Annotated in this window: 10 protein-coding genes; 5 read left to right on the forward strand and 5 right to left on the reverse strand. The window is 59.9% G+C overall.

Annotated features, from left to right (window positions below; genetic code table 11):
- Positions 1 to 171: 171 nt before the first annotated feature.
- Positions 172 to 7,398, reverse strand: a complete 7,227-nt coding sequence (locus QRN55_RS16095; RefSeq protein WP_284777475.1) for an apolipoprotein A-IV repeat region-like domain-containing protein — start codon at positions 7,396 to 7,398, stop codon at positions 172 to 174.
- Positions 7,399 to 7,875: 477 nt separating this feature from the next.
- On the opposite strand from QRN55_RS16095, the gene QRN55_RS16100 reads away from it, so the two are divergent.
- Both QRN55_RS16100 and QRN55_RS16105 read left to right on the forward strand, forming a co-directional pair.
- Complete coding sequence (locus tag QRN55_RS16100) at positions 7,876 to 8,241, forward strand: Hpt domain-containing protein (RefSeq protein WP_284777476.1); 366 nt, start codon at positions 7,876 to 7,878, stop codon at positions 8,239 to 8,241.
- Between the two features lie 124 nt (positions 8,242 to 8,365).
- Positions 8,366 to 8,686 (forward strand): 2Fe-2S iron-sulfur cluster-binding protein, encoded by a 321-nt coding sequence (locus QRN55_RS16105; protein WP_111838234.1) that lies wholly within the window; start codon positions 8,366 to 8,368, stop codon positions 8,684 to 8,686.
- 313 nt (positions 8,687 to 8,999) lie between these two features.
- Here QRN55_RS16105 and QRN55_RS16110 read toward each other — a convergent pair whose 3' ends face one another.
- A complete protein-coding gene (locus QRN55_RS16110; protein WP_284777477.1) occupies positions 9,000 to 9,626 on the reverse strand; it encodes a DUF922 domain-containing Zn-dependent protease in 627 nt (208 codons plus the stop codon).
- Between the two features lie 212 nt (positions 9,627 to 9,838).
- On the opposite strand from QRN55_RS16110, the gene folP reads away from it, so the two are divergent.
- From folP to folK, 3 genes are read left to right on the forward strand one after another with little or no spacing between them, the layout of a single operon-like run.
- A complete protein-coding gene (gene folP, locus QRN55_RS16115; protein WP_284777478.1) occupies positions 9,839 to 10,615 on the forward strand; it encodes a dihydropteroate synthase in 777 nt (258 codons plus the stop codon).
- A 13-nt stretch (positions 10,616 to 10,628) separates the two neighbouring features.
- The gene (gene folB, locus QRN55_RS16120) at positions 10,629 to 10,994 is read left to right on the forward strand and encodes a dihydroneopterin aldolase (RefSeq protein WP_111838237.1); all 366 of its coding nucleotides are present in this window, start codon (positions 10,629 to 10,631) and stop codon (positions 10,992 to 10,994) included.
- 4 nt (positions 10,995 to 10,998) lie between these two features.
- Entirely contained in the window at positions 10,999 to 11,502 is a 504-nt protein-coding gene (gene folK / locus QRN55_RS16125; RefSeq protein ID WP_502871342.1) for a 2-amino-4-hydroxy-6-hydroxymethyldihydropteridine diphosphokinase, read from the forward strand.
- 43 nt (positions 11,503 to 11,545) lie between these two features.
- On the opposite strand, the gene QRN55_RS16130 is transcribed toward folK, so the two are convergent.
- The 3 genes from QRN55_RS16130 to QRN55_RS16140 form a co-directional block, all read right to left on the reverse strand.
- On the reverse strand, positions 11,546 to 12,100 hold the full coding sequence (locus QRN55_RS16130) for a hypothetical protein (protein WP_111838238.1): 555 nt from the start codon (positions 12,098 to 12,100) through the stop codon (positions 11,546 to 11,548).
- 129 nt (positions 12,101 to 12,229) lie between these two features.
- Positions 12,230 to 13,303: a YcjF family protein gene (locus QRN55_RS16135; RefSeq protein WP_284777479.1), complete on the reverse strand. Its 1,074-nt coding sequence runs from the start codon at positions 13,301 to 13,303 to the stop codon at positions 12,230 to 12,232.
- Positions 13,300 to 14,775, reverse strand: coding sequence for a YcjX family GTP-binding protein (locus QRN55_RS16140; protein ID WP_284777480.1), 1,476 nt, complete (start codon positions 14,773 to 14,775; stop codon positions 13,300 to 13,302). The genes QRN55_RS16135 and QRN55_RS16140 overlap by 4 nt, the downstream gene beginning before the upstream one ends.
- Positions 14,776 to 14,855: the final 80 nt, after the last annotated feature.

The following is a 14,855-nucleotide window of genomic DNA, read 5'->3' on the forward strand; positions in this document are numbered from 1 at the left end:
TCCCGAAATGTCCCGGGCCGTCCCGTATGCTTTGCCCCAATGGCCGAGGTCGTCCTCGCAGGCTCCATATAAATCCTCAGCGACTTTTCTTCAAGCCTGCGGTCTCACGCGTAAAAGAAAAGCCCTCCCGGCGGACCGGAAGGGCTGATGTCTTCGCTATCGCGCAGGCGCTTAGCTGAAGCGTCCTGCTGCGTGCGCCAGCATGGTATAGACCTTGCCGGTATCGGAGGTGAGGTAGGACTGGGTGACCGTGCGGTCCCGGTCCGTACGCGCCACGTCTGCAAGCAGCTTTTCGAAATCGGAAATGTAGCGATCGACCGCAGTACGGAATTCCGTCTCGCGTTCGTATTTGCGCTTGATTTCGTCAAAGGTCTGCTGACCCTTCAGCGTGTAGAGGCGACGGGTGAAGACGTCGCGTTCGCCACGCTGGTAGCGGCCCCAGAGTTCGACCGACGCATCATGATCGATAGCGCGGGCGATATCCACGGACAGGGAGTTCAGCGATTCGACCACATGGCGTGGGTTGCGCGCATCGGCTGCCCGTGTCTGTGGCTCCGACGACTGACGTGGCACAGGTGCAGACTGACCGTTGCCATCCTGTCCGTCGCGCGATGCGCCACGCAGCAGGTCGCTGATCCAGCCGCCGCCATCTTCACGGCGTTGAACAGGTGCTGCTGCGATGCCTGCCTGCGGCGGTACGCTGCGGGTTTCGAGTGGCGCTGTGGTGCGCAACTGCGGTGCGGTGGGCTGCTGTGGTGCAGGGCGTGAGATGACAGGAGCAGACTGCACGATGGGAGCGGGAGCGGCCTGCTGTGGGCGAGGCTGTTCGACGCGCGGCTGCTGCGGCTGTGGTTGTGGTTGCGGCTGAACCGGTGCAGCAGGCTTTGTGGCTGCAATGGCGCGGGCTGCCGGTTCAGAGATTTCCAACTGTTGCGTGGAGCGACCCACGAGCTGCGAAATGTCCTGCAACGCCTTGATCTGCTCGGAAACGGCGCGGCGCATGGCGGCAGCGCTTTCCTTGGCTTCTTCCGGCAGGTCGAAAGCACCGCGCTTCAGTTCTGCGCGGGTCGAGTCGAGTTCTCGGCGGATGTCATGGCTGGAGCGGCGTATTTCATCGGTCGCGCCTGCAAAGCGTGTGACAGCGTCTTCGACCGCTTCGCGCAACGTCTCGCGCAGAACCTCTGCGGCGGCGTTGGACTTGTCGGTTGCGTTGCCGAGCAGCTTGTCCACATCCGAGAGCGAGGCAGCGACGCCGCCACGCATGCGGTTGACCAGCGCGTCCGAATATTTCTGCGCTTCGGCCATTGTGCCTTCGATGGATCGGCTGGCGTCTTCGCCAGCGGAAAGAAGCGCACCACGCATGTTCTGCGCGGCAGACTGTGCCCGCTGTTCGGTCTCATCAAGCGAACGACCGATCTGCTCGAAGGACGAGTTGAGATTGTCGCGCAGGTTACCCGCGACATTTGCCGAACGCTGCTCAGCAGTGGCAAGGGTCTGTTCAACCACGCCCATGACGCCGCGCATCGAGGTTTCGATTTCTTCGGAGCGCTTCAGAAGACCGACGGACAGGGTCCGCAAGGCTTCCTGGCGCTCGTCCAGCGTGCCGACGAGGCTGGTCTGGGCTGCACTGAGCAGCTCGGATGCCTGCGACAGAACCGACGAATGCTCTTCGAAGCGACCGACAATACCCGCGATTTGCGACAGGGTCTGGCCGGAAATATTCGTCAGGCGATCGATCTTTCCTTCCAGCAGACGGCTGGAGCTGGAGACCATATCGGCAGCACGGGATGCGGTTTCCGTAAAGGTGGTTGCCACCGTGTTGAGGGTCTGGTCGGCAGCCCTGAATTCCTGCGAAGCACGGGCGACGGCGACGTTCAGGTCATCGACGGCGCCTGTCACGACGTCGGCCATGCCGGAATGGGTCTCGGTCAGCATGGTGGTGCTGTGGCGTGTCGCCGCGACAAGGCGTTCAGCCGCATCGTTGCCAGCCTTGGCGTAATCACCGATGGCCTGTTCGACCAGCTGCGCCATGCCGCTGTTGCTTTCAGCCAGAAGGTTTGCGCTCTGCTGTGCGGCGGTTACGATCTTTTCTGCCGCATTATGGCCAATCGTCGCATACTCGTTGACGATGGGCTTGGCCTTCTCTTCGATGAGGCGCGACAGTTCCGCAGAGCGGCTTGCCAGCATCGAGTTGAGTTCGCGGGTGCGTGTATCGAGCGTCGAGCGGATGGATTCGCCACGGGCGTCGAGCGAGCTTTCCACGCCGGACAGCGTTTCAGAGATTGCACCGACCTGTGTACGGACAACCGCTTCGGCTTCGGCAACCTTGTTGACGATGGCATTGCCCGCCTCGGAGAATGTCTGGGCAACAGCGGCAGCCTGGCCGGAGAGGCGACCTTGCGCATCGGAAATACGTCCAACGATTTCATCCGAACGCTGCTCGATGGCGCGGGCGAATTCATCATTGCGCGACTTCATCTGTTCTGCAAATTCCGAACCGGTTTTCGCGAGCAGTTCGGTCGAACGAAGCGCTTCGCCATCCATGGTCTGCGTGGCGTTGACGACAGCATCGCGAAGGCTGACGGCTAGGTTGGTCGCCTTGCCTTCGATGGTGCGGTTGACGTTGTCAAGGCCGATGTTCAGCGCGCGATCCATGGTGCCGAGACGTTCGTCGATACGGGCGGTTCCGCTGTCCAGCACGCCTGCGATGCGCTGGGTGGCGTCATCGCTGGTGCGCACGAGATCGGCAGTCTTGCCGTCGAGCGTTTCGGAAATCTTGCGGCTCGCATCTTCGATGGAGGCGTTGACGTTGCCGAGATCGGTCTGGATCCGATTCTGCAAGCCGTCGATGTTGCTTTCCAGCCGCGCGCCGGTTTCGTCAAGACGGGTGGAGACATTGCTGACGGACTGTTCGACACGAGAGGTGAGGGCGTCGGCTGCGCTGCCGATTTCACGGGCTGCGTCGTCGATACGACCAGCCACGAGACCGGCACTGTTTCTCAGCCGCTCTTCCAGCGTGGCGCCACTGGCGTCGATGGTGCGCTGAATGGCTTCCTGCTGATTTTCCAGCGACATTTCCAGCATGCTGGCACTCGACGCAATCGTCGTGCCGATGGACATGGACTGTTCGGACAACAGGTCGTTCATACGTTCCTGCGCAGAACCCAGTGTTTCGCTGAGCGCACCATGGTGCTGATCGAGCGTGGTGCGGAGCAGATCGTGTGAGGAAGCGAGGTTGTTTTCCAGACGCGAAACGCCGCTTTCCATCGTCTCGGCAAAGCGGCCAGCGCCAACTTCGGTGGCCGTTTCGATGCGTGTTGCGGCGGTGCCAACTGTCTGCTCGATGAGACCGCTGGTGCGCTCGATTGTGCGTGTGATCGCGTCGGCCTGAACGCCCAGCATGGTGTCGAGGCGCAGATGGCCGACGGACAGTGCTTCCTCGATGGTGGAGGCGGTAGACGAGAGGCGCTGCTCGGCACCCGTAACAGACTGGGTGAGGGCGGCTGTGCGGTTGTCGAGTGTTTCAGTGATACGCTCTTCCGCGCCGGATATGGCCATGTCGATCGCCAAAGCACGGCTGTCGAGCGCATCTGCAATGCGGTCTTCCACGCCGGAAACGGCGTTGGCAAGCGCCGAGGTGCGGCTGTCGAGTGTGTCGGCAATGCGGCTCTCGACGCCGGAAACCGCGCTGGTGAGCGCGAAGGTGCGTGTATCCAGCGTTTCTGCCAGACGCTCTTGGGCGCCCGAGAATGCCATGTCGATGGCCAGGGTGCGGCTGTCCAGCGTGTCGGCCAAGCGTTCTTCCACGCCTGATACGACGCTGTTGAGCGCAGCCGTGCGGCTTTCCAGCGTGTCTGCAATGCGATGCTCGACGCCGGATACGACGCTGGTAAGCGATGCTGCGCGGGCATCCAGTGTCTCGGCCATACGCTCTTCAGCACCGGAGAATGCCATGTCGATTGCGAGCGTGCGGCTATCGAGAGTGTCCGCAATGCGCTCTTCCACGCCGGATACGACGCTGGTGAGCGATGCCGCGCGGGCATCCAGTGTCTCAGTCATACGTTCTTCGGCGCCGGAGAACGCCATGTCGATAGCGAGCGTGCGGCTGTCCAGCGTGTCAGCGATGCGCTCTTCGACACCCGCAACCACGCTGCTGAGCGCAGCCGTGCGGCTATCGAGAGTTTCAGCGATACGATCTTCGACGCCATTCACGGCATTGCTGAGTGCAGCCGTACCGGTGTGAATGGTATCGGCGATGCGGCTTTCGACGCCCGAAACGATCGTGTTCAACGCAGCGGTTCTCGCGTCCAGGGTATCAGCGATGCGTTCTTCCGCACCGGAGAAAGCCATGTCGAGTGCCATGGTGCGGCTATCGAGCGTATCGGCGATGCGCTCCTCAATACCGGAAACAACACCACTGAGTGCCGCCGTGCGGCTATCCAGCGTGTCCGCAATGCGGGCCTCGACCCCAGAGACGGCGTCTGTAAGCGCTGTTGTACGTCCGTCCAACGTCTCGGCCAAGCGCTCTTCTGCTGTAGAGAAAGCCATGTCGAGTGCCATGGTGCGGCTGTCGAGTGCATCGGCAATGCGTTCCTCGACGCCGGAAACGACGCCGCTGAGGGCTTCAGTGCGGCTATCCAGCGTGTCCGCAATGCGGGCATCGACGCCAGACACTGCATTGGTCAGCGCGGTCGTGCGTCCATCCAACGTTTCGGCCAGGCGCTCTTCTGCGGTGGAGAATGCCATGTCGAGTGCCATGGTGCGGCTGTCGAGTGCATCGGCAATGCGTTCCTCGACGCCGGAAACGACGCCGCTGAGGGCTGCAGTGCGGCTATCCAGCGTGTCCGCAATGCGGGCATCGACGCCAGACACTGCATTGGTCAGCGCAGTCGTGCGTCCATCCAACGTTTCGGCCAGGCGCTCTTCTGCGGTGGAGAATGCCATGTCGAGAGCCATGGTGCGGCTGTCGAGCGCGTCGGCGATACGCTCTTCAACGCCGGACACAACGCCGCTCAGAGCAGCGGTGCGGCTGTCCAGGGTTTCGGTGATGCGAGTTTCGATACCGGAGACGGCGCTGGTCAATGAGGCCGTGCGTCCATCCAGCGTTTCAGCCAGACGCTCTTCCGCTGTCGAAAACGCCATATCGAGGGCCATTGTCCGGCTGTCGAGTGCATCGGCAATGCGCTCTTCGACACCGGAGACGACGCCGCTGAGAGCGGCAGTACGGCTATCCAGTGTCTCGGCGATGCGATCTTCCACGCCCGACACGACGTTGGCGAGTGCAGCCGTGCGGCTTTCGAGCGTATCGGCAATGCGGTCTTCGACGCCCGCTACGGCATGGTGAATGGCAGCGGTGCGCATATCCAGCGTATCGGCCAGACGTTCCTCGACACCGGAAACGGCGCCGGTGATGGCGGCTGCGCGGCTGTCGAGGGTTTCGGCAAGACGACGCTCTACATCGGCAACGATGCTGTTGATGGCTGCGGCACGCTCGTCCAGCAGTCCGGCAAGGTGCTCGGCAGTGCCGGACATAGAGCCGGTAATGGCTTCCGCGCGGCTGGCAAGCGCTGTGTCGAAACGATCCTGGCTGGCAGACAGCGCGCCGAAAAGGGCTGCGCTGCGTTCTGCAAGAACAGTGTCGATCTGCTGGTGTGTGGTGGTGAATGCGCCGGTGATTTCCGCCGTGCGCGCGCCGATGGCATCGCTCAATTCGCGGGTGTGGTTTTCCAGCGAGCTTTCGAGCATTTCCTGGCCTGTGCCAAGGGTGGTGGCCAGCGCGAAGGATTGGTCGGTGAGGGCGGTGCTAAGACGTTCGATGCCGGAGTTCAGCATGCCGTCGATGGAGTCAGTGCCGCCAGCAACCGTTTCATTGATGCGGGCGAGGCTTTCCATCAGCTTGCTGTCGAGGCTGCCTGCACGCTGGTCAAAGGCGCTGGTGAATTCCGCGACACGATCATCGAAGGCCGAGTTGACGAGGCCGACGGTCGTCTGAAGCTTTTCTTCAAACAGGCCGGTGCGAAGATCGAGATCCATGATCGCATCGTCGGCGGAGCTTTGCAGGTTCTGGCGGAACGACAGACCTTTTTCTTCCAGCGTCGTTGCCAGCTTGTCGAGAACGTTATCGAGCGAGCCGCCGATGATTTCCTGACCGCGATCGATGTTCTGCGTCAGTTCCAGCGTGCGCTTGGACAGGATGTCGTTGAGAAGACGGGTGCGCGCTTCCAGCGACGTATTGAGGTTCTCGGTTCCAGCAGACAGCGTCGAGGCCTGTGTTGCAAACTGCTCCAGAAGCAGACGACCGCGATCATCCAGCGTCGTGGAGAGGTCATGCAGGCGCAGATCGAATTCGTTGGAAATGGACGCGCCGGACGTGTTCAGCGCCTTGAGAAGATTGTCGGTCTTTGCCGCAATCAGGCTGCCCATGGCCTCGGTGGAAATACGGGATTTCTCGAGCAGTGCAGCCGAGCGCGTGTCGATCATCGAAGCGAAAGCTTCGCCGCTGGTCGCCAGACGCATCGAAAGCTCTTCACCGACGATGGAGAGCTCTTCCTTGATCTGGTCCTGCGCGCCGACGATGGAGGAACGAATGCGTTCGGCGTGGTTGATGATGGCATCGCGCTCTGCGCTCAGTTCCTGAACGAGGCTGCGAACGCGCAATTCGTTGTCGGCATAGCTGCGCTCAAGCGCGTTGACTTCGGAGTGAACGAGCGTTTCCAGCTCGGTGGCGCGCGCAATGGTGCGCTCGATGCCGTCATTCATTGCCGAGACTTCGCGGCGAACGGCCTGTCCCACGGACATGATGCGCTCAGACGCGATGGTCTCTGGTTCCGACAGGCGAAGAGCGACTTCCGCCATGGAGCGCGCAGCGTTGCGCAGATCCTTGGCACGCGCCATCATGATCGCGAAGGCGAAAAACAGCATGATCGGCACGATGACGCCGACGATGATGGCCATGACGCCGGGAACGGCAAAGAGTTCGGCAAGCGAACTGACGTTCCAGATCAGATTTCCGTAGATGACATTGGCAAGGCCTGCACCGGCGATGGCCCAGAGGACGGACACGATACCGGCGTTGCGAAGCGCACCCGTCATGGAGCCGGCATCCAGCGATTTCAGGATCATGGCGGGGCTGCGCTTGGAGCCATCATTGGCAGCTTCCAGAGATGGCGATCTGGGTGCTGCCTGTTCGGCAGCAGGCCTCTGCTGCTGCGGCTCAGGTGCGCGGGCTTTGTTCTTCTCAGGCACTCTCGTCTGTTCTGGCACTTTGGCCCCCGCAGGCTTTGGAGTGGATTTTTTCCGAGGCTCCGGCTGATTTTCGTAGGCGCCGAGCTGCAAGGCATCTTCCAATGCCTGAAACGCAGTCTCGTCGATCGAGTCGCTAATCTTGTTGTTCGCCATGCGGTTACGCCTCGTTACTATACGCCCGGCTTCATGCCGTTCAATCCCATGCCGCCTGCACGGGAAATCCGCCATCGTGCCTCGAGGCACGATACCAGCCGGTATATAGTGCCTCGTTTCTTACTAATTCCTGAGAGCAGGTTGCCGCGCCCCAGGTAAAACTACATTTACAAGCCGGATTCACAAAGCCTGCAATGAGGTTAGGAAACACGGCAGTACCGTAGTGACACATTTGTGGCTTTGAAACAATTAATGCCGCGTTGGCGCCTGAGCCAAGTGGCGGTTTGTTAACAGTTTTTAAACCTCGTCAGAAGGCTGAACGCCTTGTTTCGTATAAGTTTAACATAAATTAACCATAGCGGAAGATTTCCACCTTCGTTGCGCCCCAATTTAAGCTCATCGCAGTCCTAACCTGCGCAAATGCAGGACATATGTGCCTCAAAACAAGAAACCGGCCCAAACGAGGAATTCTAAAAAATGGCAGCGTTGAGTATCGCATTCGAAGCTCCTGACAATCGCGGCGGCCCAGCGCCCGCCAGCAAGCCTATCGATTTCGTGCATCTGGCGCGCCAGACCATGGGCGACAAGGAACTGGAGATCGAAATCCTGCAACTGTTCACGCGCAACGCCCGAACATTGCTGCATGATCTGGCAGTCGCCAATGACATCGACATGAAAGCCATCGCGCATCGCCTTAAGGGTTCTGCCGACGCCGTCGGTGCTTTCAACGTATCGGCAGCCGCAGAGGCAGTCGAAAACGGCAGCCGTGATAGCGCAGCCCTTGCAAAAGTGGCGTCTTCGGTCATCGAGGCGGAAAATTTCATTCTGAAACTGTGCCGTTGATCGCATTCGTCTGAATGTTTTTGAGGCCGGATATGCGCGGTAACCACTTTGACGGGTTGCCAAGCCTATCCGGCCTTTCTATTTGTTTAGAAACATTCTCAAACATTTGCTCTGGATTTCCGAAATGACAAAACTGACCATCGTTGCTTTCGACGGCACGCCGCACGAACTTGACGTCAGCAATGGCTCCACGGTGATGGAAAACGCCATGCGCAACTCCGTACCCGGTATCGATGCGGAATGCGGCGGCGCCTGTGCCTGTGCCACCTGTCATGTCTATGTGGACGACGCATGGTCAGAACGCGTCGGCCCGCCAGAGCCGATGGAAGAGGATATGCTGGATTTCGCGTTCGATGTGCGCCCGACGTCGCGACTTTCCTGTCAGATCAAGCTGACCGATGCGCTGGACGGATTGGTCGTGCACGTGCCTGAGCGCCAAGGCTGAGCCATTCAGCCGGGCCGCGATGCGTGTCCCACAAAAAGCCTCGCTTTCCGTTTCGCGGGATAAGCGAGGCGAGTTGGGCACGTCACCATCAGGCAGGAGGAGAGGCCTAAGGCTCAAGGACGCGCCGAGGGACCGACACTTTAGAAACATAAACGCGATGATTGATTTCGCGTTATTTCTCAAAACAATAGTCGAGTCGTGGTCTGACCGAAACGACTAGAATTCAATCATCATAAACACGCGGCGTTGCCTCACTTTAAGGTTGCGGTGGAACTTTAAATTATTCCCATAAGTAATCGTAATGAATTGATATTCAACGCCCGGATGCTTTTTGCGACATACGGTTTTTCAAAAGCCGAGTCATGCGTGAATCGAAGTTTTTCGACTCCACCATATCGAAACGCAATTGATCCTTGTCATGCTCGTCCATCACGCTTTGCGTGGTGCGCGTCACGAGCGCCTGCATCTCCTCGCACGTCTTTTGCGGACGAAGGGACTGGAGCTGCTTGTCGAGGCCGCGGGCATAGCCGCGGGAGATTTCGGCGTGGCGTTCTTCGTGCCGCTTGATGTCGGCTGACAGCGTGTCCCAGATCAGGGCAAGATTGGCCGTGGTGCGCCGGCGGTTCGTCCATTGCGGCAGCAGAATTTTCGTGTGTAGCGTCACTTTCACCGTGCCAACGGCGCAGAGCGAGCCCTTTTCGACATAGGTGATCTCGCCGCCGAACTTGATTTCCGTTGCACCTGGGTGGCGCGCGCCGGTGGATTTCGTCATCGGTCCGTGGCGGGAAAGTTCACGGTCCAAGTCCTCGGCAGTCTTGCCGCCAACCTTGAAGTAGGAGAAGGACTTGCTGATCACGCTTTCTGCGCTGGCAAACTGCGGAACGGACAGAAACATGACGCCTGAAAGAACGGCGGAGAGTATGCGGGACTGTGGCGTCATTTACCGGCCTTCCGGTTGAACTTGGAAGATGATTGCGGCATAGAACGCCATGTGCACGGCACGTCAGGCTTAGCAGGCGGAGTGGTAGGACGAGCGATGGCGGGGCACTCCGTTATTCCGGAAAGGCTTGATGTTACGTGATAACAGCCAGTGACAAGGTGTGGCAAGTCGCGCATGGGCGCTCCCTGAAACTTGATGGGGATGGCCTTATTATGGCTATCGTCAATGCGACGCCGGATTCCTTTTCGGATGGCGGCCAGTTTCTGGCAGCGGATGAAGCCATAAGCCATGCGTTATCCTGCGTAGAGCAGGGCGCGCACATCATCGATATCGGCGGTGAATCGACCCGTCCCGGTGCGGCTGTTGTGACAGCGCAGCAGGAACAGCATCGCGTGCTGCCCGTCATCGAGAGGCTGGCAGCAGAAACGGACGCCCTGATTTCTGTGGATACCTATCGCGCATCCACAGCGAAGCTGGCTATCGAGGCCGGTGCGCACATCGTCAACGACGTCTTCGGTCTCCAGAAAGAGGCCGACATGGCCCGCGTGATTGGCAATGCGGGTGCGGGTGTCTGTATCATGCACACGGGCCGCGAGCGCCAGAAGCTGGCCGATATCATCGAAGACCAGTTTCTTTTTCTCAACCACTCGCTGGAACTGGCGGATGCCGCAGGCATTGCCCGCGACGCCATCGTTCTCGATCCCGGCTTTGGATTTGCCAAGGACACGGATGAAAACGTAGCGCTGATGTCGCGTTTCGAAGAGCTTGCAGGGTTCGGCTTGCCTATTCTGGCTGGAACGTCGAGAAAGCGATTTATCGGTGCTTTGACCGGTCGCGAAGGCGCCGAGGAGCGTGATGTCGGGACATCGGCAACCACGGCACTTCTTCGCATGGCAGGGGCAGTTATTTTTCGCGTCCATAACGTGGTAATGACACGGGATGCCCTTGCGATTGCCGATGCGGTTTTGAGGCACAAGAACCATAATTAGGGGTGGGACACCAATGAGCCGCTACACGATTTTGCTGAAGAACTGTTCGTTCTTCGCCCGCCACGGTCTGCTGGAGCAGGAAGAGACCCTTGGACAACGGTTTTTCGTCGACGCCGAAATGGAAGTCGAGGCCGGAGACGCCTTGGAGACCGACGACATCAAGAACACCGTCGATTACGGTGTCGCCTTCGACGTCATCGAAAAGATCGTCGCCGGTCAGCGCCGCTATCTCATCGAAGCGCTTGCCAACGACATCGCATCCGCGTTGCGTCGCCGCTACCCGCAAATCGTGCGTGTCAAAGTGACGGTTCGAAAGCCATCCGCGCCGGTTCCCGGCATTCTCGATTATGCGCAAGTTAGCGTCGAGCAGCATGGCTGATGGCATGACGCTGGCGGCGTTGGGGCTGGGCGGTAATATCGGCGATCCGCCCGCAGCCATGGCGCAGGCGCTCGACGCGTTTTCCCGCCACGAAAGCTGCCGGTTGGTCGCGGTTTCGCATCTCTACAGGACGCCGCCATGGGGCAAGGTCGATCAGGCAGATTTCTTCAATTGCTGCGTCCTGATCGAAACGTCACTGGCCGCCGAAGCGTTGCTCGACCTCGGTCTTGACATCGAGCGGGGCATGAAGCGTGTGCGCATCGAGCGTTGGGGGCCGCGTACGATCGATATCGACGTGCTGACCTATGGCGACGAACATGTGATGACCGAGCGCGTTGAAATCCCCCATCCGCGCATGACCGAGCGCGCATTCGTGCTGATGCCGCTCGCAGATATGGCGCCCGATCTCGTGGTCAATGGGAGGCGGGTGCTTGACTGGCTTGGAGATGCCGACAAGACCGGGATTGTTCGAGCCAATGAAAAGCGGGAATGGTGGGCGCTCAAGTGAGCCGCGCAGAGGCGGCTCTACCGGGGACGAGCGAAAGAGAAGCTTACGGCTTGATGGAGCCGACGGCCATCTGATCGACGTTGCGAGCAAGCGTCAGTCCAATCACGGGAACCATCTGGTCCGCGACTTTCACGGAAATGGTGATGTTCATGGATGTGTTGTTGGTCACGCGCGCAACCATTGCGCCGTTCAGCTTTGCGCGGTTGATGCCAAGTACGACTTTGTCGCCGCTGACCTGACCCGATACGATGTCGAGACCCTTGCCTTCGGAGCCATCGAGGAACTTGCCTTCGTAACCATTGCCCTTTTTCGAGATGACGGCCGACATGGGCTGTTTGAAGACGCCAACGCGGCATGTGCCGCCTAGCTTGATGCCTGTGTCCTTGTCACTGATCGGTTCGCCCGTGAGGTCGCAGGTGAATTTTGTACCCTTGTATTTGCCAGCAACGATCTCGCCGGGACCCGACCAGACGCCAGCGACAGAGCCAAAGAACTGGTCATCGCGAGAGGCTGCCTGAACGTCGGAAACTGCAAGTCCGCCACTGACGGACATCACGGCGGCGAGGCCACCCAGTAGCGAAAAGAAGCGCGAATACATGATACTTTCCCTGGCGAATAGGCCGCTTTGTGTAGCCCCAATCTATGCCGGGAATGGTTAATGCTTCGTTTCACTCGCCGATATTGCTGCTGCCAGCAGTAACCATTTGGTGAAGGATTCACCGAGAAATCATGGCTTTTCAACACCTTTGCTGCCCGTCAGATCGGGCGTCAAATCCGAGACGAAATCGCCTATACCCGGACGCTTCAGCGCCCGGAACGGAAGCGGTCGGCACAGATCCATGGCGGCGATGCCGATTCGTGCCGTCATCAGGCCGTTGATCACACCTTCACCCAGACGCGCAGACAGGCGGGATGCTAAGCCGTGCCCGAGAACCTGCTGCGCCAGTCCGTCGCCAACCGCGATTGACCCGGTAACAGCAAGATGTGCGATGACATCGCGCATCAGCCTCAGCATGCCAAGCGTGCCGGGACGACCGCCGTAAAGCTCCGCCATGGTGCGCACTAGCCGAGTGACCTCGAACAGGACGTAGGCCAGATCAACCACCGCGCGGGGACTGACAGCCGTCACGACGGATACACGTTTGGACGAGTTGAGAATCAGAGCGCGGGCTTGCCGGTCGAGCGGGCTCAACAACTCCCGTTCTGCCAGATCGATCAGATGCGGCCCATCGATCACGTCGTTTTCTGTCAGGTTGAGCGCGGCACGACCTTTCGCCGTCTCGGCTCTGTGAGAGAGGACAGTGGTCAGGCGCGAAATAACGGCGCGGGCCGCCGATGGCTTTTTCTCGAGTGCGGCCTTTTCCGCATCCGCCTTCAGCGATTGCACGGCGTTGAGCCGCATGATGCCGACACCTTCACGAATGACGAGCGCGAGTAGGCCGAAAACGGCGACCGCAAGCGCCACCGTCGCTGTATAGCCCAACCAATCGGAGCGGGTGAAAAGATCGCGGATGAGCTGGTCTGCCCATAGACCGAAAGCAAGCGAGAGCAGAACACCGATTGCGCCCATGGCCAGCTTGCCGAAGGAGAAGCGCCGACGCCGAGGAGCAGCAACGGGCAGGGCTGCTGCATCGACTGTCTCGGGTGCCAGAAACGGGTCTTCTTCATCCGGCGTCATCGATATGTCGGCGTCGAAGCTACGCGGTGCGCGTCGGGCGTCCATCACCCGCGTCGGTGCGGGCTCGCTTTCCAGCGTGAATGCTGCCGGGCGGCGGCCTGGGTTTTCGGGTTCATCCTTCATGCGAGCCTATCTCCGAACAGGAACTGCATGGCGCGGTCCAGCCGGATATGCGGGACCGACAGCTTGATGCCGTCACTGTTTTCCTCGAGTTTGGGCGGGCGAAAACGCACGACGTTCACATCCGGCAGATCGGCCTTGTCGCCCTCGACGTCCAGTGCCCGAAACAGCGGCTCCGGGTTTTCCGGCAGGTCGCCGGGAAAGATCGCAGTCGGGCGGTTTCCGTCAAAAATCTCGCCGTTGATCTTCTCGCCCGCAATGGGCGTACCAACGATGACGGGCAGGGTGTGACCATCCTGACGTACGCTGGCTTCCTTGGTGGCCCGCACCGAGGCCAGCGCCATGACCTCGATGCCAGCGCCGCTCATGCCGATTGTAGTGATAGCGCGGTCAACCAGACGGCGTGTCAGGCTTTCAAGACGGTCGTGGCTTTCGTGGTGCAGGTGATCAGCCTTGGTCGCGGCGACCAGAACCTTGTCGATGCGCCTGCCGACGAGCGAGGACAGCAGGCTGTTCTTGCCGGGCCGGAAGCACGCGAGAACATCGCCCAGAGCCCGTTCCAGATCCTGAACGGCTTCGGGACCGCGATTGACGGCCTGAAGCGCATCGATCAGCACGATCTGTCGATCCAGACGCGCGAAGTGCTCTCGAAAGAACGGTTTGACGACGATGGATTTATAAGCCTCGTAACGACGCTCCATCATCGCCCTGAGAGAGCCTTTCGCCGCCTTGCCATCGGTCAGGCCGGGAAGCGGCGAGAAGGTGAGGGCAGGCGACCCTTCCAGATCACCCGGCATCAGAAAGCGACCCGGCGGCAGGGTTGACAGTGAGCGCTCGTCCGACTTGCAGGCGCGCAGATAAGTGGCGAAGCTTTCCGCTAGACGACGCGCCGTCATCTCATCGGCAGGACCATCGAGATCCGCCGAATTGGCGATCTCGAGCCACTCGCGCGCAAGTTCCGCCCGCACGCCGCCCTGTGCCAGTGTCACGGTGTTGTCGCTGAAGGTCTTGTAATCCTGCCCCAGCAGCGGCAGATCGAGCAGCCACTCGCCGGGGTAATCGACGATGTCGATCGCCAGCTTTCCCGCCGAAAACCAGCGACCCCAGCCGCTCGCGCTCTGATAATCGAGTGTGATGCGCAGCTCCGAGATGGCACGGGTCGAGTCAGGCCAGATACGGTCTCGCACCAGCGCCTGAATGTGGTCTTCATACTGAAAGCGAGGAATGGCGTCATCCGGCTGCGGCTCAAGCCGGACGTTCGAAACACGACCGGACCGGATGGCCTCGAAGATCGGTAGCCTTCCGCCATTCAATAGATTGTGGACGAGGGACGAGATGAAAACCGTCTTGCCGGCACGCGACAGCCCTGTCACTCCAAGCCGAAGTGTCGGGTTGGTCAGAGCACTGGCGCGGTCTGCAAGATTGTCGATGGCAATCAGTGCGCTATCGGTGACGGAGGTAAAGGATGGCGCCAAAGACTGTTTCCCAAAAAATATTTCACTATCCGAAAATATATAGGGTGGCTGTCTGCTCAAAAAAGAAGCGGCTGTCGGAA

It is taken from the genome of Agrobacterium sp. lyk4-40-TYG-31 (assembly GCF_030209855.1).
GTDB classification, from domain to species: Bacteria; Pseudomonadota; Alphaproteobacteria; order Rhizobiales; family Rhizobiaceae; genus Agrobacterium; species Agrobacterium vaccinii.

Bases quoted from the DNA above. Each gene is read 5' to 3' on its own strand.
- QRN55_RS16095 (WP_284777475.1), bottom strand. From the start codon at position 7,398: ATGGCGAACAACAAGATTAGCGACTCGATCGACGAGACTGCGTTTCAG.
- QRN55_RS16100 (WP_284777476.1), top strand. From the start codon at position 7,876: ATGGCAGCGTTGAGTATCGCATTCGAAGCTCCTGACAATCGCGGCGGC.
- QRN55_RS16105 (WP_111838234.1), top strand. From the start codon at position 8,366: ATGACAAAACTGACCATCGTTGCTTTCGACGGCACGCCGCACGAACTT.
- QRN55_RS16110 (WP_284777477.1), bottom strand. From the start codon at position 9,626: ATGACGCCACAGTCCCGCATACTCTCCGCCGTTCTTTCAGGCGTCATG.
- folP (WP_284777478.1), top strand. From the start codon at position 9,839: ATGGCTATCGTCAATGCGACGCCGGATTCCTTTTCGGATGGCGGCCAG.
- folB (WP_111838237.1), top strand. From the start codon at position 10,629: ATGAGCCGCTACACGATTTTGCTGAAGAACTGTTCGTTCTTCGCCCGC.
- folK (WP_502871342.1), top strand. From the start codon at position 10,999: ATGACGCTGGCGGCGTTGGGGCTGGGCGGTAATATCGGCGATCCGCCC.
- QRN55_RS16130 (WP_111838238.1), bottom strand. From the start codon at position 12,100: ATGTATTCGCGCTTCTTTTCGCTACTGGGTGGCCTCGCCGCCGTGATG.
- QRN55_RS16135 (WP_284777479.1), bottom strand. From the start codon at position 13,303: ATGAAGGATGAACCCGAAAACCCAGGCCGCCGCCCGGCAGCATTCACG.